The sequence below is a fragment of the Nonomuraea endophytica genome (genome assembly GCF_014203235.1).
Classification (GTDB): Bacteria; Actinomycetota; Actinomycetes; order Streptosporangiales; family Streptosporangiaceae; genus Nonomuraea; species Nonomuraea endophytica.
The window spans coordinates 730925-754190 of the sequence record NZ_JACHIN010000003.1; the positions used below are offsets into that span (position 1 = coordinate 730925).

The window sequence follows — 23266 nt, forward strand, 5'->3', positions numbered from 1 at the left end:
CGGCTTATGTCACCTTGGGGAACTAGGGTGACTCGGCGTGGAGAACGCCTTTCAAGTTGACCTGCGCGGTGTCGTCGATCTCCTGAGCCGGCACCTGTATTCCAGCCCGCGTGTCTACGTGCGTGAGCTGCTGCAGAACGCCGCCGACGCGATCACGGCCCGCCGTACCGGCGACCCTGACGCCCCCGCGGCGGTGACGATCGAGGTCGGCGACGGCCGGATCGAGGTCAGCGACAGCGGCGTCGGGCTCACCGAGGACGAGGTGCACCTGCTGCTGGCCACCATCGGCCGCTCCTCCAAGCGCGACGAACTGGGCTTCGCCCGCCACGAGTTCCTCGGCCAGTTCGGCATCGGGCTGCTGTCCGGCTTCCTCGTCGCCGACGAGATCCGGGTCGAGACCAGGTCCGTCACCGGCGCGCCCACGGTCGTGTGGACCGGCCGTTCCGACGGCCGCTACAGCGTCGAAGCCGCCCAGAGCGAACGCGCCGAGCCGGGCACCACCGTCACCCTGGCCGTGCGCGCCGACGCCGCCGAATGGGTCACCGAGCGCACCGTCACCGAACTGGCCGGGCTCTACGGCTCGCTGCTGCCGATCGAGGTCACCGTCAACGGCCACGCCACCACCGTCGGCGGCCCGCCCTGGCAGGCCCGCCACGACGGCCCCGAGGACCGGCGCGCCGCCCTCATCGCCTACGGGCGCGAGCTGTTCGGCTTCACCCCGTTCGACGTGCTCGACCTGAACGTCCCCGAAGCCGGGCTGACTGGCGCCGCGTTCATCCTGCCCAGCCAGGCCAACCCCGCCGTCAAGGGCGCCCACCGCGTCTACCTCAAGCGCATGCTCCTCACCGAGCACGCCGAAGGGCTGCTGCCCGGCTGGGCGTTCTTCGCCCGCTGCGTCGTCGACGCCGGCGAACTGCGCCCCACCGCCTCCCGCGAGGCGCTCTACGAGGACGACCTGCTGGAGCACGTGCGCGAGCAGCTCGGCGCCCAGCTCCGCGCCTGGCTGGTACGGCTGGCCGAGACCAACCCGGAGGGCCTGCGCGCCTTCCTGCGCCTGCACCACCTCGGCGTCAAGGCCCTGGCCCTGCACGACGACGACATGCTCCGCCTGGTCGACCGCTGGCTCGAGTACGAGACCAGCTCCGGACCCATGACCCTCGCCCAGTTCCGCGCCCTGCACCCGCGCGGCCGCTACACCGCGAGCGTCGACGAGTTCCGCCAGCTCGCCGGCGTCTCCGGCGCCCAGGGTGTCGGCCTGCTCAACGGCGGCTACGTCTACGACGGCGACATCCTGCGCGGCCTGTCCCGCATCGACCCCGAGGCCCGCCTCGAACCCCTCGACCCCGCCGAGCTGGCCACCCACCTCGCCCCCGTGGACCCGGCCGCCGAGCTGGCCGCCCGCCCCTTCCTCAACGCCGCCGCCCGCGCCCTCGACCCGCTGGGCTGCGAGGTCGTGCTGCGCGACTTCGACCCCGCCTCGCTGTCGGCCCTGTACCTGACCAGCCGCGCCGCCGAGCACCAAGCCCAGCTGCGCGAGGCCAAGGACGCCAGCGACGAGCTGTGGGCCGACGTGCTCGGCGCGATGGAGCGGTCCCTGGCCGCCGACCGGCCCCGCCTCGTGCTCAACCACCGCAACCCGCTCGTCCGCAAGGTGCTGTCGCTCACCGACATGAACCTCGCCGGAACCGCCGTCGAAGCCCTCTACGGCATGGCGCTCCTCCACGGCCACCACCCGCTGCGCCCGGCCGACAGCGCCGCACTCAACCGCTCCTTCCTCGGACTCCTTGATTGGGCCACTTCGTGATCGACATCGACGACCTCATCGACGAAGCCTCCGACCTGCCCTACGGCGAGGCCAGAACCCTGCTTCTGGAGCAGGCGCTGCGCCACGCCGAGTCCGGCGGCGACCGCGAACAGATCCTCGCGGTGCGGATGGAGCTCACCGAGGCCTACCAGTTCGGGTCGGAACCGGCCAAGTCGTTCGCCACCTTCTCCCGCTGCGTGGCCGACTTCGACGCCGACCCCGAACTGTTCGACGACTGGCAGACGCACACGCTGCTGTGGCAGTACAAGTGGATCGTCGACTCCATGCGCGACTTCCCGCAGGTCCCGCTCGGCCGGGCGCACGACGCGCTGGCCGAGATGGAGCGCCGCTACCGCGAGGCGGGCGCCGGCCTGCACGCCGTGCACGCCCAGCGCTGCATGGTCGCCGGGCACGTCGGCGACCGCGCCGCCGCCGAGGAGCACTTCCACCACTGGACCATCACGCCGCGCGATGAGATGTCCGACTGCGAAGGCTGCGACCCCGACGGCAAGATCATGCACCTGGCCGCGCTCGGCCGCGACGAGGAAGCGGCCGCGCTCGCGGCCCCGGTCGTCGCCGGGCACTTGACCTGCGAGAACCAGCCACAGAGCATCCTCAGCTGCCTCCTGCTGCCCTACGTCAGGACCGGCAGGCACGCCGAAGCCGCCCAGGCCCACCTCAAGGCGTACCGGCTGATCCAGGCCCTTCCGCACTACACCAGCAACCTCGACCTCCACCTGGAGTTCCTGGCCCGCACCGGCAACGAGAACCGCGGGCTCGAGATCCTGCAGCGCGAGCTGCCGCGCCTGGAGGAGCGGGCCTCACCGCACACGCTCATGAGCTTCCTGGCCGCGGCCGGGCTGCTGCTGCGCCGCCTGGAGGAGCTCGGTCACGGCGACCTCGCCGTCGCCGTGGGCGCCGCCGAGACGTCCGTCGCGGCGCTGCGGGCCGACGTGACCGGGCGGGCGCGCGAGCTCGCCGTCGCCTTCGACACCCGCAACGGCACCCTGGAGCAGAGCTCCAGGATCGAGGCCTGTCTGACGGCGCAACCGCTGGTCGACTACCTTCCCCTGGTGCCCCACGCGCGCCGCGTCACCCTTTCCGGTACGGCGCCGCAAGCGGGCCAGACAGCCGCACCGGAGGCTCTGTCCACGGCGGACACCCTCCCCTCGGTCGAGAGGCTTTCCCCTTCCTCGGCGGAGGCTTCTCCTGCCGACCCGGTCGTGGCCGAGCTCGGCCGGTTGGCCCAGGAGCACGCCGAGGCCGGACGCCGTCAGGAGGCGCTCGACCTGCTCGCCGGCACGCGCGACGGCTCGCTGCTGTTCCTGCGCGCCCGCCTGGAAGAGCCCGTCGTGGCCGCCCACACCCTGCGCGCCGCCCGCGTGGCCCTGCGCGCGCAGGGCGACCTCGCCCTGCTGGCCACCGCCGCCCTGACCCACGGCGAACTCCTGCGCCACCTGGCCACGAACCCTCAGGACGTTCAGGACGTCGCGCCGGACACCACCCCGGACGAGCTGGCGGAGGAGCCGGGCTCGCTGGAGGAACTGCTGGCCGCCTACGGCGAGGCCGCCGCGGTCAGCCGGAACCCGGAGCAGCGGGCCGTCGCGCACGCGGTGCGCGGTGAGGTGCTGGTCGCGGTCGACCGGCCGGAGGAGGCGGCGGAGGACCTGATCGAGGCGGTGGCCCTGTTCACCGCGCTGGGCAGCACCGCCAACGCCGCGCTGGCCCGCGTCGACCTGGCCGCCGCGTACCTGTCCACGGAGCGGGTGGTCGAGGCCGCCATCGCCGCGGAGGAGGCCCTCGGCCTGCTGGAGCCCGGCGACTACGACAACCGCGTCAACGCCCAGTGGACCAGGGCGCACGCCCGCCGCCTGCTCGACGAACGGGAGGCGGCGCTCGCCGACTTCACCGAGCTGGCCGGGCAGTACACCGAGCCGATCCGCGCCGCCCGCGCCTGGGAGGCCGCCGGCATGCTGCTGGGCGAGCTCGACCGGGACGAGGAGTCGGCCGGCGCGTTCTCCCAGGCCGTCCAGAACTACGTGGACGCCGGCGCCCGCGACGAGGCCGGCACCGCGATGCGCAAGCAGCTGTCCGCCCTGTACTGGGCCGACCAGGCCAAGGCCGCGCTGGACGCGGTGGCGCCGGTCAGGGAATTCCTGCGTACGCTCGACGGCGAGCAGGCGGCGTTCGAGCTGGCCGCGCTCGACTACGACGAGGCCAGGATGCTGCTCTCGCTCGACCGCCACGAGGAGGCGGCGATCCGCGCCCGCGCGGCCGTCGCCGCCTTCACCGCGCTCGACCTGGAAGACCTCGCGGAGGCCGCCGCCGACCTCCTCGAGCACCTCGAACAGCCGGATCAGGACTGAACGGGCTCGTCCTCCTCGTCGGGGGCGAGCACGTTCTGCCGGATCGTGACCACCGTGATCAGGGCGGCCACCAGCATCATCCCCGCGCTGATCAGCATCGCCATCTCGTAGCCCGCGTCGAACACCCCCGGCTTCTTGAAGGCGTCGCCCACCAGCCCCACCACCGGCGGGATGGCGGCCACCGCGAACAGGCTGCCGGTCCTGGCCACCGCGTTGTTGACGCCGCTGGCCGTACCGGCGTAACGCTCTTCCGCGCTGGCCAGGACGGTGGCGGTGAGCGGCGCGACCACGGCCGACAGGCCCAGGCCGAACAGCGTGACCGACGGCATGACGTGCAGCCAGTACGAGGAGCCTTCGCCGATCGTGCGCATCCACAGGAACGCGGCCCCGGCCACCAGGATGCCGATCGTCATGGGCCAGCGTGGTCCGACCCGCTTGGCCAGCTCACCCGCCCGTGACGACAGCAGCAGCATGAGGATCGTCACCGGCAGCATGGCCGAGCCCGCGGCGATCGGGCCGAACCCGGACACCACCTGCAACTGCACCACAAGCAGGAAGAAGACGACGCCCATGGCCGCGTACATGATGAACGTGACCACGTTGATCGCGCTGAACACGTGGTTGCGGAAGATCCCGACCGGCACGAGGGCGTCGGGCGACCGCCGTACCTGCACCCAGACGAACGCGGCGCCCAGCAGGAGTCCGGCGTCGAGCGGTATGGGCGTGCCCGTCTCGATGAGGCCGTAGGTGATGCCGGCCAGCGCGAGCGCGGCGAGCACGGCGCCGAGCACGTCGAAGCGGCCGGTGGCCTGCTCGTCGCGCGTCTCGGGCACGTGCTTGATCGTCACCCACACCACGAGCGCGGCGAACGGCAGGTTGATGAGGAACGCCCACCGCCAGCCGACCGACTGCACCAGCCAGCCGCCGAGCAGCGGGCCGATCGCGCTGGCGACGCCGCCGAGCCCGGACCAGGCGCCCACCGCGCGCGGACGTTCGCCGCGCACGAACGACGCCTGGATGATCGCCAGGGAGCCCGGCGTGAGCAGCGCGCCGCCGATGCCCTGCAGGGCGCGGGCGGCGATGAGCATCTCGATGTTCTGGGCCGCCCCGCAGAGCGCTGAGGCGATGGCGAACCAGACGGTTCCGATGAGGAAGACCTTGCGCCTGCCGTAGCGGTCGCCGAGCGAGCCGCCGAGCAGGATGAGGCCGGCCAGTGTGAGGGTGTAGGCGTTCACCGTCCACTGCAGCCCGGCCATTCCGGCCTTCAACTCCTCGCCGAGGGCCGGCAGCGCGACGTTGACCACGGTGCTGTCGAGCATGGCAAGCCCGGAGCCCAGCACGGTCGCCGCGAGGATCCACCGCCCCTGTGCGGATTTAAGAGTGATGTGGCCGTTGTCCATGGGGCAATCTTGTCACCGGGCCGTAAGTGCTCTCGGCCGCCCCCGGATTCGGCGTCAGCCGTGACCGAGCGCGCGCAGGACGAAACCGGAGACCAGCTTCTCCGCCTCCTCCGGCGTCAGCGTGCCGCTGAGCAGCGGCACCCGCTCGGCGCCGATCACCGCGAGGATCATCCGCGCGGTCGCCTCCACGTCGGTGACCTGGAAGGCCCCGCTCTCCAGGATGCCGACGAGCACCCGCTGCATCGGCGCCACGTGCTCGGCCAGCTGCTGGTAGGCGTCGGGGCCGAGGGTCGCGCTCAGGTCGGCGGCGCCGGGGTGCGGGTGGGCCAGCAGCCCGTCCAGCTGCAGGCGGATGAACGCGCGCAGCCGGTCGGCCGGAGAGGCGTCCGCGGGCAGGTCACGCTCGTAGCTGTCGAGGAAGTATTGGGTGACCCGCTCGGTGAAGGCCAGCAGCAGCGCCGCCTTGTCCGGGTAGTAGTTGTAGAGCACCGTGCGGGTGATGCCGGCCTCGCTGGCCACGTCGGTCATCGAGATCGTGTCGATCCCGTGCACGCGCGACAGCCGCGAGACCGCCTGCAGGATGCGGTCCTGCGTCTGGGCGCGGTGCTCGCCTATGGTCGCGGCGCTGATCCGGGGCATGACCTCATGTTAGGCGTACGGCGCCGCCTAAGCCGCTGCCTTGACTGTGTGAAGGAGTTCGGCCAGGACCTCGGTGTTGAGCTGGTAGGCCAGTTTGACCTCGCGGATGACCCGCCGCTGCTCGCGTTCGTCCAGGTTGAGCGCGTCCAGGCGGGTCCGGTACTCGTTCTTGAACCGGGGCAGACTGCCCACCTGGTCGAAGATGTAGAAGTCGACGCCGCCGCCCTTGGCGTAGCCGTAGATCTTCTGCAGCTCCATGCGGATGAACTGGCCGCCTGACAGGTCGCCCATGTACCTCGTGTAGTGGTGGGCGATGTAGCCGCAGGGCCAGTCGGCGACCTGGTTGATCCTGGCCACGAGGGTGTGGGTGGCCTTGGAGGGGGCGATCCGGTCGCGCCAGGCGGGGCCGTAGACGGTGTGGAGGTCGCGTTCCAGGGCTTCCTGGCGGTAGAGCTCGGGGAAGACGAAACGGCCGGCGACCGGGTCCCCGGCCAGCGCCTTGGACACGCCGTCGAGGGCCAGGTAGGCGAAGTAGTGCTGGGCGATCATCTCGCCATACTCCTCCGCGCTCAGGCGGCCGCCCATGAGCTCCTTGAGGTAGCTCTCGTCCTCGGCCGACTCGTGATCGGCCCAGGTGGCGGTCTTCAGGATCTCGGAGAACGACGTCACGGCTCACCCCGTACTGGACTGGTGTTTCACGACACAGTGTCACAAAGCGTGGGGCGGGCGTCAAGCTGACACTGTGTCATCAACCTTTTTGGAACCATATTCGAAACGCATAACCGCGAAGATCACTCCTTACTTTTGTGAGGCGAGTGATGTGCGTGATATTTGTTGGCTGGCGGGGTGATGTGTCCGATAAGCGGAGCGTCGGGAACTCCGATACTCTCTAGCTTCAAGCCCGGCGGACGCGAGGAAACTTCGCGTCTGGGCTGCGCTTCCCCACCTGAAATCACCCCGGGAACGGTCCTTGGGGTGATTTCTCGATTTCGCCATTCCTGGGCCCTATAAGGCCCCTTTGGGGACGAGAGGGATTTATCGCGGTTTCCTGTTGCAGCAGGGCGCCGCGTCCCTCCCGTCCCTTCGACTCACCAAGGTGAAGGTAAGGAGTCGAGTGATGACCAAACATCATCTGCTGATGTTCATCATCGCGAGCAGGCGGCCCGTTACACCCGGCCCCCAGGCAGACCCGGGGCGCCTGTGCTGCCCTCGGGGCGCCCGGTTCCGGCTGGGGAGCCGACCGGTTACCCGGTGAACCCGTTGACCGGTGCTGGGAAGGTCTCCCGCCCATCAGTAGACGCCGGAGCGGTCCCGGCGGTTGCCACCCCACGCCCAACCCACCTCCCCACCCCCGCACCCCCACCGACCCCCGCACCCCCACCCACCCCCGCACCCCCACCCACCCCCGCGCCCACGGTCCGGCTCCCTCCCGTGGGCACCGCGCCGCCGACGCCCGTGCCCACCGGCCCGCCGCCCCGGCCGACCCGTCCCGCTCCCCGCACCACCCCTGGCCCGCTCCCGGTCCGCCCTTGCCCTGCCCGCCTCCCGTGTTCGTCACGTGCCGCCGGTCGGCTTGGTCTGACCGGCGTGCCCCGGGTGGCTGGGCGCCCGTGCGCTTTGCGCCGGGCTCCGGGCGTGGGGGGGCTCGCCGTACCGGCGCTGAAGAGCGTGGGGGAGGGGTGCGTGTGCTCGCGTGGGAGTCGCTCGTGCGGGCTTCGCCGTGCGCGTTGCGCCGGGCTCCGGGCGTGGGGGGCTCGCCGTACCGGCGCTGAAGAGCGTGGGGGAGGGGTGCGTGTGCTCGCGTGGGCGTCGGCCGTGCGGGCTTCGCCGTGCGTGTTGCGGCGGGGTTCGGGCGTGATGGTGCTTGCCGGACCGGCGCTCAAGAGCGGGAGGCTCGCGTGGGGTGGGAGTTATCGGGGTGGGCGGGTGTAGCGGTGTTTGGTGCCGGGTGGGAAGTAGGTGGGGTCGGCGGTTTCTCGGAGGCGGATCAGGGGGGTTTGGTGGGGTTCGGGGACGTAGGCGGTGAACTCGCTGTTCAGGCGGCGTAGCTGGGTGAGGATTGAGGTGGCCGCCGCGCTGGACAGGGACGGGGTCGGTGGGGTGCCGGGGGAGAGTTCTATGGTGATGGCCAGGTGGCGGTCGTGGGTGGGATCCTCTTCCACCTCCATCACGAACTTGCCGGTGACCGAGCCGGCTATCTCCGGCTGCTCCAGGCCGATGGCGATGTTCTCCGGGTAGATGTTGGCGCCGTAGTACGACACGGTGAAGTGACTGCGGCCGAACACGTACGCGAACGGGTGCTCGGGGCCGGGCGCCGAGGGGGTCAGGCCGTGGGACTTGGCGAAGGTGAGCATGTCCGTGTGAGGGATCAGGCCGCCTTCGTCGGCTATGTGGTAGCGGATCAGCGGGATGCCGTTGTCGCCGGTGAACACCAGCGTGCCCTCGTGCTCCTCGAAGTAGCGCACGCCCGGGTCGTACTGGACCAAGGTGGGCAGCCGGGACTCGCCGAACAGGCTCCTGGCCAGGTCGGGGCGGGCTGAAAGGAAGCGGCGCAGTTCGATGGAGAGCGGGGTCTCGTTGCCGAGGACGCCCGCGTCGGCGGTGCCGTACAGGCTGGCGGTGGATCTGACGGGGTCGGCGATGCCGGCGCGCTCGCACACCAGCGTGCGCCACTCCTCGCTGAAGACCTCGCCCGCCGTGACCAGCTTCAGGTTGTACGCGGGCCAGCCGGACCCGGCGTCGATCACGTCCTTCAGGAACGGCGGGTAGCCGAGCAGGACGACCTGGTCGAAGTGGGGCGCCAGGGGCGGGATCACCCGCAGGATCTCGCGTTTGTCAGTGCCGGGCGCGATCGCGGTGATGCGGTGGCCGCGCTCGGCCAGGTGGCGCACGCAGTTGAGCGTGAACAGGCCGCCCACCCAGGTGCCGAGGGCGAAGCAGACGACGGCGAGCGTACGGCGGGAGCGGCTCTCGAAGGTGTCGAACACCTCCTCGAAGCGGTCGGCGATGACCCGCTCGTCGGCGGCGGAGCGGGGCCAGAAGGACGGTTCGCCGGTCGAGCCGGAGGAGACGGCGATCATGTCGCCGATCACGCCGCCTCTGCACAGGTCGGGCAGGGGGTAGCGGCGCGTGTAGGTGTCCTTGGTGGTCAGCGGGAGGTCGTGGAACGGCGTGCCGCGGGGGTCGGCGCCGTGCGCGGCGAGGAAGGCGCGGTAGGCGGGCACGCTGTCCGCCACGTCGTGGAAGAGCTGGACCGGATCCACGGTGAGACTGTACGCCACGCCAGACTTGCTGCGCAGCAGTCACAGAATCACGAAAGTTTTCATCGAAGGATTGCAAGGAAGGAAATGCCCCGGTAACGTCCCCGGCAATCCTCGCGAACCCCCCACAGGAGAGACCGCCCATGGACCGTCGCCGTTTCCTCCAGCTCAGCGCCCTGGCCGCCGGAGGCACCCTGCTCAGCGCCTGCGGCGGAGGAGGCGCCCAACCGGTCAAGGCGGGCCCCACCGGCACCGCGGCGACCGGCGAGATCACCGTCTGGAGCTGGCAGGGGCCGGCCGCGATGATGAAGGAGCTGGTCCCGGCCTTCACCAAGGAGTTCCCGGGCGTCAAGGTCGACGTCCAGGACATCGGCAACCCGGCCATCTGGGACAAGATCACGACCGGGCTCGCCGCCGGTGGGCAGGGGCTGGGCGACGTGCTGCACATCGGCGTCGACTACCTGCCCGCCTATATCGAGAAATTTCCGGACGGGCTCGCCGACCTCGTCCCCCTCGGCGCCGACAAGCACAAGGCCAGCTTCGCCCAGGGCATGTGGGAGACCGTCAGCCGCGACGGCAAGGTCTACGCCCTGCCCTGGGAGGCCAACTCCGCCGGCTTCTACTACCGCGCCGACCTGTTCGAGAAGGCCGGTGTCGACGTCGAGGCCGTCCAGACCTGGGACGAGATGATCGAAGCCGGGATCAAGCTCAAGGAGAAGACCGGCGTCCAGCTCCTCGGCATCGACAAGGCCGCCACCCAGGCCGACTCGGCCAACCTCTTCCAGGCGCTCATGCAGCTCCAGGACGCCTTCTACTTCGACATGCAGGGCAACATCACCCTCGACTCGCCCGCCGGCGTCACCGCGCTGACCATCATCAAGAAGCTCAACGACGCCGGCCTGGTCGCCGACTACGGCGGCGGCTGGGAGGCGATGATCGGCTCGATCAAGAAGGGCGGCGTGGCCGTCCAGCCGATGCCCACCTGGTTCGGCGGCATCATCGAGGAGACCGTCCCGGCCGAGAAGGGCAAGTGGAAGGTACGGCTCCCGCCCGCCGTCACCCAGGGCGGCAAGACCTCGGCCGTCGTCAACTCCACCCACCTGGCCGTGACCGGCACCAGCAAGCATCGCGAGGCGGCGTTCGCCTTCGCCGAGTTCGTGCTGACCCGGCCGGAGAACCAGGTCGCGATCTACAAGGGCAAGGGCATCGCGCCGGCGCTCATGTCCGCCTACGAGGACCCGGCCTTCCACCAGGCGTCGCCGTTCTTCAGCGGCCAGAAGAAGGGCGAGATCTTCCTCGACTCGCTCAAGCAGCCCTCCTACGTCACCAACTACTCCGCCGACTACCCGCGCGCGCTCAAGGCGGTCACCGACGCGCAGACGAAGGTGCTGCTCAAGGGCGCCGACCCGGCCGCGGTGCTCAAGGAGGCGGCCGACCTGATCGCCGGTCAGACCGGCCGCAAGGTGCTGCGGTGACGGTAAGCGCACTCAGGTCGCCGATGCGGCTGGCGCCGTACCTGTTCGTGCTGCCCGCCGTCGCGCTGTTCGCGATCTTCAAGCTGTACCCGATCGCCTGGTCGTTCGTGCTGAGCCTGTTCAGGACCGACGGGGCGCTGCAGACGTTCGCCGGCACCGCCAACTACGAACGCCTGGCAGGCGACCCGCTGTTCTGGACGGCGCTGCGCAACACCGCGCTCATCATGGTCGTGCAGGTGCCGCTGATGCTGGGGATCGCGATCGCGCTGGCGGTGGCGTTCAACTCGCCGCTGCTGAAGCTGAAGGCGTTCTTCCGGCTGGGCTTCTTCCTGCCGATGGTGACCGGGCTGGTGGCGTACGGCATCCTGTTCGGGGTCCTGCTCAACCCGCAGGGCGGGCTGGTCAACTGGTTCCTCGGGCTGTTCGGCGTGCCGGAGATCCCCTGGCTCACCGACACCCTGTGGGCGCGCATCGCCGTCGGCCTGGCGCTGACCTGGCACTACACCGGCTACAACGCGGTCATCTACCTGGCCAGGCTGCAGGCGCTGCCCCAGGACCACTACGACGCGGCCTCGGTCGACGGCGCGGGCGCTTGGCGCCGGTTCTGGCACGTGACGCTGCCGGGGCTGCGGCCGGTGCTGCTGCTCACGGTGGTCATGTCGACGATAGGCACGCTGCAGCTGTTCGACGAGCCGTACGTGCTGACCGGCGGCGGCCCCGACAACGCCACGCTGACGCTCGGCATGTACCTCTACATGAACGGCTTCCGCTACTTCGACTTCGGCTACGCCTCGGCCATCGCCTACGCGCTGGCGGTCATCATCGCGATCCTCGGCATCGTGCAGTTCAAGTTCCTGGGTGACAAATCTTGAAAGACAAATCATGAAAAAGGTGATGCTGACCTCGACGCTGCTCATCACCGTCACCGTCGTCCTGGTGCCGTTCTACTGGCTGGCCATCGCCGGCACGCACAGCACCGGCGACATCTTCGGCAGCCCGCCGCCCCTTCTCCCCGGCGGCCACCTCCTGGAGAACCTCGCCAACCTCGAAGAGGGCATCGGCTTCAGCAGGACCGTGCTCAACTCCCTGCTGATCTCGCTGATCTACACGATCCTGTCCGGCGCGGTCTGCACGCTGGCCGGGTACGGCTTCGCCAAGTACTCCTTCAAGGGCAGGGAACTCCTGTTCGGCCTGCTCATGCTGGGCCTGGTCATCCCGAGCCAGGTGACGCTGGTGCCGTTGTTCAAGATGATGCTGGCGCTCGACTGGCTCAACACCTACCAGGCCATCGTCCTGCCGAACCTGGCGCTGCCGTTCGGGATCTTCCTGATGCGCCAGAGCATGTCCGCGCTGCCGGACGAGCTCCTCGCGGCCGGTCGCGCCGACGGCTGCGGCGAACTGCGGCTGTTCATCCGCATCGTCCTGCCCCCGATGCGCCCGGCCCTGGCCGCGCTGGGCATCTACCTGTTCCTCTACCAGTGGAACGACTTCGTCTGGCCCCTCATCGCGCTCCGTACCAAGGACGCCTACACCATCCCGCTGGCCATCGCCTCCCTGCAGGGCGCCACGGAGACCGACTACGGCCAGATCCTCGCCGGAACCGCCGTCGCCGCCCTCCCGATGGCCGTGCTGTTCCTGTTGCTGCAACGACACTTCGTGTCCGGACTTCTCGCTGGAGCTGTGAAAGAGTGAGCGTCACGACGGCGGGGCTGGTGCCCGTGCCCACCGCGCCCCTGCTCGACGATGTACGGCTGGCGGTGCTGCCCGCCTCCGCGCGCCGGGAGCTGAAGCGGCTGCCCGGCGGCGCCGCGGTGCTGGAGATCCACTCCGGGGAGGAGCTGGAGATCCGGTTGTCGGTGGCGCTCGGGGACGCGGTGGGGTTCTGGCATCCCGACTGCCGCTGGAGCCGCACGATCGTCGCCGACTGGGCGGGGCGGGCCGACGTCTCGCTGGTCAAGGGGGCCGCGGCCGGGTGTCTCTATGACAGCTCCGGCCGGACGATGCTGGCCTTCGCCGCCGCCGATCCGGTGCCCGAATGTTCGATGCGGTTCGGGGTGTCGGAGGAGAACAAGGCGTTCGTGGTGCATCTGCGGGCGCCCGCCGGGACCTACCGGCTCTTCCTCGCGCCCCGGTCGGCGAGTGTCGCGGTGGCGATGCGGCTGCTGCGGGTGGAACTGGGGCGGGGGCTGGCGCCGGTGCCGGCCGCGGCCCGGGAGCCGGTCTACTCCACCTGGTACGGCTTCAGCCAGAACGTCGAGGCGGCGGCCGTCGAAGAGGAGGCCCGGCTGGCGGCGGAGCTGGGTTGCGGTGTGGTCATCGTGGACGACGGCTGGCAGGAGAAGGGGAACGGGCGCGGGTATCCGGGCGTAGGCGACTGGCAACCCGATGTCACGAAATTTCCGGATCTTAGGGGTCATGTCGCTCGCGTGCGGGCGCTTGGCCTCAAGTACCTGCTCTGGGTCGCGCCGCTCCTGCTCGGCGCCGAGGCGGACTGCTTCGACGCCCTGGCCCAGTACGCCCCCGCCTCCGGCGGCCCGCCCGGCGCCCGCGTGCTCGACCCCCGCCACCCCGAGGTCCGGCGGCACGTCGTGGACACCTGCGCCCGCCTGGTCCACGACTACGGCCTCGACGGGCTGAAGATCGACTTCCTGGACGACGCCATGGTCTACGCGGGCAAGCCCACCCACGGCGACGTCGCCGACGTGGGCGAGGCCATGCGCCTCCTGCTGACCGAGGTACGGGCGGCGCTGGGGGCCGAGGCGCTGGTCGAGCTGCGCCAGCCGTACGTGGGGCCGGGCATGGCGGGCTTCGGGAACATGCTGCGGGCCGACGACTGCCCCGCCGACGCCGTGGCCAACCGGGTGCGCACGATCGACGTCGGGCTGCTGGCCGTGCGCGGGGCCGTGCACTCCGACATGCTCATGTGGGATCCGGCCGCGCCGCCCGCGAGCGCCGCCAGGCAGCTGATCGGGGCGCTGCACGCCGTACCGCAGATCTCCGCGCGGCTGGCCGCTCTCGGCGGAGAGCAGCGCGAGATGCTGCGCTTCTGGCTCGCGCAGTGGCGGCGGCTGCGGCCCCTGCTGCTCGACGGCGAGGCGGAGCCGGGCCGCCCGGACGAGCTCTACCCCGTCGTGCGGGCCGAGCGCGGCGACGCCTGCGTCGTCACCGTCACGGCCGAGCGGGTGGCGGTCCTGGACACCGCCAGGCACCATAAGATCACCTTGGTCAACGGTACGGCTTCGCCGCGCCTCGTCCTCGACGTGGCCGGGCCTGGAGGGGTGTTCGCCACCGTGGTCCACGACGCCGCCGGCCGTATCATCGAGCGGGCGCGGCGGCGGCTGGAGCCCGGCCTGAGCGTGCTGTCCGTGCCGCCCTCCGGGCTGGCGACTCTGGAGGGGACCCCGTGAAGATCGGCATCACCGAGCTGGCCGCCCGCGCGGGCGTGAGCGAGGCCACGGTCAGCAGGGTCATCAACCGGCGCTCCGGGGTCGCGGCCAAGACGCGCGAGGCCGTCGAGCGCGCCATGAACGAGCTCGGCTACGAACGCTCCACCCGCGGCCAGATCGTCGCGGTGATCACTCCGTGGCTGTCGAACCCGTTCTTCTCCGAGGCCAGCGAGCTGATCGAGGCGGCGCTGGCGCCTCACGGGCTCAAGGGCGTGCTCTGCCCGGCGCTGCCCGGCGGCATACAGGAGCGCGAGTTCGTCACGTCGCTGGCCGACCACGGCGTGGCCGCTGTGGTGTTCCTGTCGGCCAGCAACACCGTCGAGGGCGCCGACCCCGAGACTTTCAACGTGCTGGCGGCGCGCCGCATCCCGTTCGTCGGCGTCAACGGCGGCTTCGAGGGCCACGACGCGCCCGTCTACTCCACCGACGACTTCCAGTCGGCCGAATTGGCCGTCGACCACCTGTGGGCGCTGGGGCACCGCGCGATCGGCATCGCCTCCGGCCCGGTCGGCAACCAGCCCGCCGACCGGCGGGTCAAGGGCTTCCGCGCGGCGCTGGCCAGGCGCGGCGCGACCGATACCGAGCGGTGGATCGTCCGCCAGCACTACACCATCGAGGGCGGCCAGTCCGCCGCGCTGAGCCTGCTCAAGCAGGGCGTGACCGCGATCGTCGCGGCCAGCGACTTCATGGCGCTCGGCGTGATCCGCGGCGCCCGCCGCGAGGGCCTGTCGGTGCCCGCCGACCTGTCCGTGGTCGGGCACGACGGCTCCATGATCATGGAGTTCGCCGACCCGCCGCTGACCACCGTCCGCCAGCCGGTGGACCGGCTGGCCAAGGAGGTCGCCCGGGGCGTGGTCGCGCTGGTGAGCGGCCGCGAGGTGCCCACGGGCGAGCTGCTGTTCAACCCCGAGATGGTCGTGCGCGGCTCCACGGCTGCGCCGCGCGCCTGACTTCTTGAGTCCCGGCTCCTTTTCCTTCCGCAATGCCACACGATTCATCCGATCATCGGGAGACCCCATGAAACGCATCGTGTTAACCTCCGCCCTGCTCGCCGCCGCGCTCGTCACCCCCGCGGAGGCCGCCTCCGCCGCCGCGCCGCTCGTCATCGTCAACCCCGGCTTCGAGAAGGGCCCCGAGGGCTGGACGTTCACCGCCGGCTCCGGCGTCGCCACCAACAACCCCCACGGCGGCGCGCGGCTCATCTACCTGGACTCCGGCCCCGGCAAGAGCGTCAGCCAGTCGATCACGGTGCCGGCCGCCGGCCGGTACTCGATCTCCGCCTGGATCGCCACCGGCGGCGCGGGCGGCACGTTCTCCGCCAAGGTCAACGGCACCGAGGCGGCGAGCGTCACGCTGCCCGCCCGCAGCATTTACAGCCGTTACACTCTCTCGCGCCTGAACCTGAACGCCGGCGACACCCTGGAGATCGCGTTCGGCTCAGGATCCGGCTGGGTCAACGCCGACGACCTCATGATCTCCCCGGCCGCCCCCGCCGACCCGCAGGTGAGCTCCGGCAACCCCAAGGTCGTCGCGATGTTCGACTGGGCGAAGGCCAAGGCCGCCGGATGGGTCCACCAGGACGGCGTCGTCGGGCCCATCAACATCGGAGCCAGCAACCCGGTCGACCCGGGCGAAGCCCCGTACACCCCGACCTATTGGGGTGGTTACGCCCACCGCACCGCGTACTACTCGCGTGACTTCGCCCACCAGCTCGCCGGCGCGCACATCCTCGGCTTCGACGCCGAGAACAAGAACATGCTGCGCTCGTTCGCCGAGAGCGCCACGCCCGAGCACAAGTTCTATCCGGTGTGGGCGATCAACTTCGACGCCAAGACCTGGCACACCATCGACTACAAGTCGCCGACGAACTTCGTGCGCGAGGTGCCCGCCACGTTCGAGCTGGTCGAGAAGGCCAACCAGGCCTTCCGCTGGACCGGCGACCGCGCCTACCTCGACGACCCGGTCTTCTGGAACTACTACCGCAACGCCACCACCGGCTTCGTCGAGCAGCACGACGGCGCCAAGCCGAACGGCGTCGCCGAGGGCACCGGCAGGGGCATCTTCCAGGGCGTGGCCAGCTACAACGAGGTCAGCCGCGAGCCGCTGGCCGAGGCCGGCGACGGCATCGGCGCCCAGTACCAGGCCTACCGCGCGCTGGCCGACATGGCCCTGGACAAGCTGGAGGTACGCCTGTCGGTGGAGACCGGGGCCCGCGCCCGCGACCTCAAGCGCTACTTCAACCAGACGTGGAGCGTGAAGCCCGGCACGGACGAGTTCGTCCGCGCCTACACGATCGACGGCGCCCCGCTGACCGGCTTCGGCAAGGAGAACAGCTGGTTCATGCCGATGAAGGGCATCATCGACGCGGGCCCGCGCAACGACGCCTACCTCGACTTCGTCGACACGCAGGCCTCAGGCCCGGACAAGCCCACGAACATCGAGGCGATCACCTACCTGCCCGACACCTTCTTCCGCCACAACCGCAACGACACCGCCTGGAAGTGGATGCAGCACGTCTACGACCAGCGCGACACCCGCCACGTCAGCAACCGCCAGGGCCTGAACGGCGACTACCCGGAGGTTCCGTTCACCCTGGTCAGCCAGACCGTCGAGGGCCTGATGGGCGTTCAGCCCGACGCCCCGAGGCGCACGGTCGCCACCCAGTCGCGCCTGCCCGGCGACATCCCCTGGCTGCGCGTGGACGCCGTCCCGGTCGGCGGCGGCACCGTCGACGTCCGCCACGACGGCCAGACCTCGACCACCTTCACCAACCGGACCGGCGGGCTCACGTTCTGGGAGGCCCGCTTCCCGGCCGGGCACCGCAAGCTGACGGTCGCCGGACACCGGGTGCCGGGCATCCAGAAGACGATCGACGGCGTCCGCTACACCGTCGCCGTCGTGCCCGTCCGCAACGGCCAGACCGTCACCGCGTCGGTCGCGAGCTGATGTCGTCGGGTTGACGTGCTCGGAGGCCGGTCCCGTGAAGCTGTTCGCGGGACCGGCCCAGCGTTTCCGACCCGGTGGAGCGTTTTGGACCCCTGGAACTCAGTCTCCCGGGCGGACGAGGCCGGTCTCGTAGGCGTAGACGATGGCCTGGGCGCGGTCGCGGAGGCCGAGTTTGGTCAGCACGCGGCCCACGTGCGTCTTGACCGTCTGCTCCGACACGACCAGCTTGCCGGCGACCTCCTGGTTGGACAGACCACGCGAGACCAGGACGAGAACCTCCGTCTCGCGCTCGGTCAGCTGGCCCAGCCGGCGGGTGGACGGGGCACGCGGGCCGCCGAGGCGGGCGAACTCGCGGATGAGCCGCCGGGTCACGGCGGGAGCCAGGAGCGCGTCGCCACCGGCGACCACCCGGACGGCCTCGGCGAGCTGGACGGCCGAGGCGTCCTTGAGCAGGAACCCGCTGGCACCGGACCGCAGGGCCTCGTAGACGTAGTCGTCCAGGTCAAAGGTGGTCAGGATCAGGATTCTTGCCGAAATATCCTCGCGCTGGGCGATGATTCGGGTTGCTTCGAGGCCGTCCATCACCGGCATGCGCACGTCCATCAGGATCACGTCCGGGCGCAGCTCCGCCGCCCGCTCGACCGCCTGCGCGCCGTCGGCCGCCTCGCCCACCACCTCGATGTCGCTCTGGGCGCCGAGGAAGACGGTGAACCCGGTGCGTACCATGCCCTGGTCGTCGGCGATCATGACCCTGATCACGCCGCCTCCAGGGGCAGCCGGGCGACCACTTCGAAGCCGTCGTCGATCGGCCCGGCCGCCAGCGTGCCGCCGAGCAGCGCCGCCCGCTCCCGCATGCCCACCAGCCCGTGCCCGGCTCCGGCCGAGGGTTCGGCGGGTTCGGCCCCGGGGCCGTTGGCGACCCGTACGACCAGTTCGCCCTGCTCTTGCGAGACCTCCAGGGAGACGGTCGCCCCCGGCGCGTGCCGCATGACGTTGCTCAGCGACTCCTGCACGATCCTGTACGCCGACAGTCCCACGGCCTGCGGCACCTCCTCCACCTGCGACGATCTTCTGAACAGCACGGCCAGCCCGGCCGCCCGCGCGTTGGCCACGAGCGCGTCGATCCGCTCCAGGTCCGGCTGCGGCGTGGTCTCCTTGCGCCCTTCGGCGTCGCGCAGCACGCCGAGCACCTGCCGGAGCTGGGCGATCGCGTCCAGCGACAGCGAGCGGATCACCGCCAGCCCCTCCTCCAGCTGCTTGGCGTCCCCGGCCGCCTTGAGCGGCACCGCCTCGGCCTGGATGGCGATCACCGACATGTGGTGCGCGACCACGTCGTGCAGCTCGCGCGCGATGCGCGCCCTTTCGGCCAGTACGGCCTGCGCCCCCTCGGCCACCACCTTGAGCTGCGACTCCTCGGCCAGCTTGACCGAGGCCCGGCGCCGGGCCCGCACGTTGTAGCCGAGCACCAGCGGCACCGCGAAGACGGCCCCGCCGACCGGCAGCACGTTGGAGTTGACCACCCCGAGGAAGAGCACTGAGACGACCCAGACCACGATGGACACGGCTTCGGAGTTGCGCGAGGCCACGGTGTAGAGCACCAGCAGGTACATCACGACCAGCGTCCACGGGTAGGTGATGCCCTGCTCGGGGAACCCTTCGAGCATCCGGTCGAGGTACACGAACGCGGGCAGCGTCACCAGCGCCGTCCGCCACGCGCCCAAGGGCCAGCGGTCACGCATGGCCACGGGCAGCGACAGGGACACGAGCGCGAGCTGGAGCAGCAGCGGCGAGGGCGGCGTCATGTTCTTGTAGTCGAGGCGCGCCCACATGTCCGCGCCGGCCGTGATGTAGAGGTAGAGCGCGAGGGCCAGGTCGGCCAGCCGTACCCCGTCAAAGGCGGTGACGAGCGTCAGCCAGCGCGGCGCGGGCAGGCGCACCCGGCGGGTCTCGAGAGGAGGCGGCTCGGCTTTGCCCGTGAACAGTGCGAACTTCAGCGGCCGCACCAGGGCGGAAATCACCTGAGTGACCCTATGTCCGGCACCAGGTAGTCGGCGTCACTCTCAAGGGCTACTTACATGATTACGATCGCCGTGAGCGAACATCGGCAACCTTGGGAACAATCCGAGGCTCCGATGAATTGAGTCGGTATAACTCAACCCTTTGGAGTTCGCATGAGTGAGAAGCTGATCCTCCCGGTGCTGCCGCTGGACGACGAGGTCGTCCTGCCCGGAATGGTGGTGCCGCTCGACCTGTCCGACTCCGAGGTGCGTGCTGCGATAGACGCCGCCCAGGCATCCGGTGGCAACAAGCCACGGGTGCTTCTCGTTCCCCGGATCGACGGCAGATATGGCGCGATCGGCGTGCAGGCCGTGGTGGAGCAGGTCGGAAGACTGCCGGGCGGTGAGCCGGCGGCGGTCGTGCGCGGCGTCAACCGCGTGCGCGTGGGCACCGGCACCACCGGGCCCGGCGCGGCCCTGTGGGTCGAGGCCGACAGCGTGGACCGCGTGGAGCCCGGCGAGCAGGCGCATGAGCTGGCCCGCGAGTACAAGGCGCTGGCCACGACCATCTTGCAGAAGCGCGGCGCGTGGCAGGTGGTCGACCAGGTCAACCAGATCGACGACCCTTCCGTGCTGGCCGACAGCTCCGGCTACACGCCGTGGCTGACCACCACGCAGAAGGTGGAGCTGCTGGAGTCGCCCGACCCGGCCGACCGGCTGGCCAAGCTCGTCGACTGGTCGCGTGAGCACCTCGCCGAGCTCGACGTCGCCGAGACGATCCGCAAGGACGTCCAGGAGGGCATGGAGAAGCAGCAGCGCGAGTTCCTGCTCCGCCAGCAGCTCTCCGCGGTCCAGAAGGAGCTCAGGGAGCTCAAGGGCGACTCGGCCGAGACCGAGGAAGAGGACTACCGCGTCCGCGTCGAGGCCGCCGACCTGCCCGAGAAGGTGCGCGAGGCCGCGCTCAAGGAGGTCGACAAGCTGGAGCGGACCTCCGACCAGTCTCCCGAGACCGGCTGGATCCGCACGTGGCTCGACACCGTCCTCGACATCCCCTGGAACACCAGGACCGACGACACCTACGACATCAACGGCGCCCGTGAGGTGCTGGACTCCGACCACACCGGCCTCGACGACGTCAAGGACCGCATCATCGAGCACCTGGCCGTGCGCAAGCGCCGCCAGGACAAGGGACTCGGCGTGGTGGGCGGCCGCCGCAGCGGAGCCGTACTCGCCCTCGCCGGACCTCCCGGAGTCGGCAAGACCTCGCTCGGCGAGTCCGTCGCGCGCTCGATGGGCCGCAAGTTCGTCCGCGTCGCGCTCGGCGGCGTGCGCGACGAGGCCGAGATCCGCGGCCACCGGCGCACCTACGTGGGCGCGCTGCCCGGCCGCATCGTCCGCGCGATCAGGGAGGCGGGCTCGATGAACCCCGTCGTCCTGCTCGACGAGGTCGACAAGGTCGGCGCCGACTACCGGGGCGACCCGACCGCGGCGCTGCTCGAAGTGCTCGACCCGGCCCAGAACCACACCTTCCGCGACCACTACCTCGAGGTCGAGCTCGACCTGTCGGACGTGCTCTTCCTGGCCACGGCCAACGTCCTGGAGGCCATCCCCGGGCCGCTGCTCGACCGTATGGAGGTCGTCACCCTCGACGGCTACACCGAGGACGAGAAGCTCGCCATCGCCCGCGACCACCTGCTGCCCAAGCAGCTCAAGCAGGCCGGTTTCGAGGCGTCGGAGATCTCCTTCGAGGACGGCGCGCTGCGCCGCCTGGCCACCGAGTACACCCGCGAGGCGGGCGTGCGCTCCCTGGAGCGGGCGGTCGGCCGGGTGATCCGCAAGATCGCGGCGAAGGACGAGGTCCCCGTCACGGTCAGCGCGGACGCGCTCGTCGACTACCTCGGCCGGCCGAGGTTCGTGCCCGAGTCGTCGCTGCCGGAGTCCAAGCAGCGCACCTCGGTGCCCGGCGTGGCCACCGGCCTGGCGGTCACCGGAGCGGGCGGCGACGTCCTCTACGTCGAGGCGTCGCTGGCCGATCCCGAGACCGGCGACACCGGGCTCACACTGACCGGCCAGCTCGGCGACGTGATGAAGGAGTCGGCCAGGATCGCCCTGTCCTACCTGCGCAGCCATGGCGCGGAGCTGGAGCTGCCGGTCACCGCGCTGAAGGACCGGTCGGTGCACGTGCACTTCCCGGCCGGCGCCGTCCCCAAGGACGGTCCGTCGGCGGGCGTCACGCTCACCACGGCCCTGGCCTCGCTGCTGTCCGGCCGCCTCGTCCGCAACGACGTCGCGATGACCGGCGAGATCTCGCTCACCGGGCGGGTCCTGCCGATCGGCGGCGTCAAGCAGAAGCTGCTCGCGGCGCACCGGGCGGGCATCACCACGGTGCTCATCCCGGCCCGCAACGAGCCCGACCTGGACGATCTGCCCAAGGAGATCCGCGACGAGCTGACCATCCACGCGGTCGGCGACGTGCGCGAGGTCCTGGACATCGCCCTCGCCCCGGCCAAGGTCGCCGCCTCCGCGGCCGCCTGACGCCTCCCGCGCCTGCCCCGCCGTACCAGCTGGATCTGGTACGGCGGGGCAGCTTTGTTTTCCGCGCCGTTTCGGGCGGGTGAGGCAGCTCACAGCGCGCCGGGGGAATAGCGCACGGTAAAGAGGTCGTTGGCACCAGCGTGAACGAGGCATACGCGAAAGACATGAGCGCCATGGGCGACGTCATGTGTCGTGGCATGCGCCGAATGCGCGCGATGGCCTGTCAGGCCCGCTGAGCGACCGCCCGCCCGTTCTCCTCGAAGGTACTTCCTCATGATCGCACCACCCAGCTACGTGCTGCGCAGGCTCAGCCACCTGCCCTTCCACCCCGGCACGCGCTAGTCCTTCCCCCTCACCAGCCTGTTCCAGCTTGAGTTCGTCTCAGCGGCCCGCTCGCGCGTGGTCGCCATCCGTGATGGGGAAATTTCGTGATCCAGGCTTCTGGCCTGCGCAAGCAGTACGGGGAGACCGCCGCGCTCGACGGCGTCGACCTGCACGTGCGCAAGGGCGAGATCTTCGGCGTGCTCGGCCAGAGCGGCGCCGGCAAGAGCACGCTGCTGCGCTGCGTCAACCTCCTCGAACGCCCCGACGCCGGCACCGTCACCGTCGACGGCCAGGACCTGACCCGGCTCGGCAACCGCGAGCTCAACCAGGCCCGCCAGCGCATCGGCATGATCCACCAGCACTTCGCCCTGCTGTCGTCGCGAACCGTCGCGGGCAACGTCGCGTTCCCGCTGGAGGTCATGGGCGTGCCCAGGGCCGAACGCGAACGCCGCGTCGCCGAACTCCTCGACCTCGTCGGTCTCGGCGGCCGAGGCAACGACCGTCCGAGGCAACTGTCCGGCGGACAGAAGCAGCGGGTCGGCATCGCCAGAGCCCTCGCCGGCAACCCGGCGGTACTGCTGTCCGACGAAGCCACCTCCGCCCTGGACCCCGCCACCACCGACTCCATCCTGGCGCTCCTGAAGCGCCTCAACACGGAACTCGGCCTCACCATCCTGCTGATCACCCACGAGATGAACGTCGTCAAGGCGGTCTGCGACTCGGTGGCCATCATGTCCGGCGGCCGCATCGAGGAATCCGGCACCATCGCCGGCCTCATCCGCACGCCGGGCTCGCGCCTGACCCGCGAGATCTTCCCCCTGCCGGCGCCGTCACCGGGCGACATCACCCTGACCTTCACCGGCCACGCCGACGAGCCGGTCATCTCCGAGGTCGTCCGCAAGTTCGACGCCGACATCAACGTGCTGGGCGGCGCCATCGAAGACCTCGCCGGCTCCCGTGTCGGCCGCCTCCGCGTCACCCTCTCCGGCGACCCGGCCGCGCTCACCTACCTGCGGGACAAGGGCCTCCTCGTCGAGGTGGCGTCATGATCTCCTCTCTGCTTCACCACCACCC

At 70.6% G+C, this 23266-nt stretch carries 16 protein-coding genes; 10 read left to right on the forward strand and 6 right to left on the reverse strand.

Annotated features, from left to right (window positions below; translation table 11 throughout):
- Nucleotides 1–37 precede the first annotated feature (37 nt).
- Both HNR40_RS15265 and HNR40_RS15270 read left to right on the forward strand, forming a co-directional pair.
- On the forward strand, nt 38–1804 hold the full coding sequence (locus HNR40_RS15265; protein ID WP_184961542.1) for an HSP90 family protein: 1767 nt from the start codon (nt 38–40) through the stop codon (nt 1802–1804).
- Nucleotides 1801–4170 carry an SIR2 family protein gene (locus HNR40_RS15270; RefSeq protein ID WP_184961545.1) on the forward strand — a complete coding sequence of 790 codons (2370 nt, stop codon included), beginning with the start codon at nt 1801–1803 and terminating at the stop codon, nt 4168–4170. The genes HNR40_RS15265 and HNR40_RS15270 overlap by 4 nt, the downstream gene beginning before the upstream one ends.
- Here the strand turns inward: HNR40_RS15270 and HNR40_RS15275 are convergent.
- The 4 genes from HNR40_RS15275 to HNR40_RS15290 form a co-directional block, all read right to left on the reverse strand.
- Nucleotides 4161–5570 carry an MFS transporter gene (locus tag HNR40_RS15275; RefSeq protein WP_184961547.1) on the reverse strand — a complete coding sequence of 470 codons (1410 nt, stop codon included), beginning with the start codon at nt 5568–5570 and terminating at the stop codon, nt 4161–4163. The two genes, HNR40_RS15270 and HNR40_RS15275, sit on opposite strands and share 10 nt — an antisense overlap.
- 54 nt (nt 5571–5624) lie before the next feature.
- On the reverse strand, nt 5625–6209 hold the full coding sequence (locus HNR40_RS15280; RefSeq protein WP_184961549.1) for a TetR/AcrR family transcriptional regulator: 585 nt from the start codon (nt 6207–6209) through the stop codon (nt 5625–5627).
- A 27-nt stretch (nt 6210–6236) separates the two neighbouring features.
- Complete coding sequence (locus tag HNR40_RS15285) at nt 6237–6878, reverse strand: biliverdin-producing heme oxygenase (protein WP_184961550.1); 642 nt, start codon at nt 6876–6878, stop codon at nt 6237–6239.
- A 1241-nt stretch (nt 6879–8119) separates the two neighbouring features.
- Nucleotides 8120–9472: a phenylacetate--CoA ligase family protein gene (locus tag HNR40_RS15290; protein WP_184961742.1), complete on the reverse strand. Its 1353-nt coding sequence runs from the start codon at nt 9470–9472 to the stop codon at nt 8120–8122.
- 140 nt (nt 9473–9612) lie between these two features.
- Between HNR40_RS15290 and HNR40_RS15295 the strand changes: the two genes are divergently transcribed.
- From HNR40_RS15295 to HNR40_RS15320, 6 genes are all read left to right on the forward strand, one after another.
- Nucleotides 9613–10944: an ABC transporter substrate-binding protein gene (locus HNR40_RS15295; protein WP_184961552.1), complete on the forward strand. Its 1332-nt coding sequence runs from the start codon at nt 9613–9615 to the stop codon at nt 10942–10944.
- A complete protein-coding gene (locus tag HNR40_RS15300) occupies nt 10941–11816 on the forward strand; it encodes a carbohydrate ABC transporter permease (RefSeq protein ID WP_312896356.1) in 876 nt (291 codons plus the stop codon). Before HNR40_RS15295 ends, HNR40_RS15300 begins: the two co-directional genes overlap by 4 nt.
- 10 nt (nt 11817–11826) lie before the next feature.
- Nucleotides 11827–12636, forward strand: a complete 810-nt coding sequence (locus HNR40_RS15305; protein ID WP_184961554.1) for a carbohydrate ABC transporter permease — start codon at nt 11827–11829, stop codon at nt 12634–12636.
- On the forward strand, nt 12633–14351 hold the full coding sequence (locus tag HNR40_RS15310) for a glycoside hydrolase family 36 protein (RefSeq protein ID WP_184961556.1): 1719 nt from the start codon (nt 12633–12635) through the stop codon (nt 14349–14351). The genes HNR40_RS15305 and HNR40_RS15310 overlap by 4 nt, the downstream gene beginning before the upstream one ends.
- Entirely contained in the window at nt 14348–15340 is a 993-nt protein-coding gene (locus tag HNR40_RS15315) for a LacI family DNA-binding transcriptional regulator (RefSeq protein ID WP_184961558.1), read from the forward strand. Before HNR40_RS15310 ends, HNR40_RS15315 begins: the two co-directional genes overlap by 4 nt.
- Before the next feature lie 67 nt (nt 15341–15407).
- Nucleotides 15408–17336 carry a CBM35 domain-containing protein gene (locus HNR40_RS15320; protein WP_184961560.1) on the forward strand — a complete coding sequence of 643 codons (1929 nt, stop codon included), beginning with the start codon at nt 15408–15410 and terminating at the stop codon, nt 17334–17336.
- A gap of 99 nt (nt 17337–17435) precedes the next feature.
- Here the strand turns inward: HNR40_RS15320 and HNR40_RS15325 are convergent, their stop codons facing one another.
- Nucleotides 17436–18095, reverse strand: coding sequence for a response regulator (locus HNR40_RS15325; RefSeq protein WP_312896357.1), 660 nt, complete (start codon nt 18093–18095; stop codon nt 17436–17438).
- Complete coding sequence (locus HNR40_RS54565; protein ID WP_184961562.1) at nt 18092–19354, reverse strand: sensor histidine kinase; 1263 nt, start codon at nt 19352–19354, stop codon at nt 18092–18094. The genes HNR40_RS15325 and HNR40_RS54565 overlap by 4 nt, the downstream gene beginning before the upstream one ends.
- 153 nt (nt 19355–19507) lie before the next feature.
- On the opposite strand from HNR40_RS54565, the gene lon reads away from it, so the two are divergent.
- A complete protein-coding gene (gene lon, locus HNR40_RS15335; protein ID WP_184961563.1) occupies nt 19508–21868 on the forward strand; it encodes an endopeptidase La in 2361 nt (786 codons plus the stop codon).
- Nucleotides 21869–22296: 428 nt separating this feature from the next.
- Complete coding sequence (locus HNR40_RS15340) at nt 22297–23241, forward strand: methionine ABC transporter ATP-binding protein (RefSeq protein WP_184961565.1); 945 nt, start codon at nt 22297–22299, stop codon at nt 23239–23241.
- Nucleotides 23242–23266 lie beyond the last annotated feature (25 nt).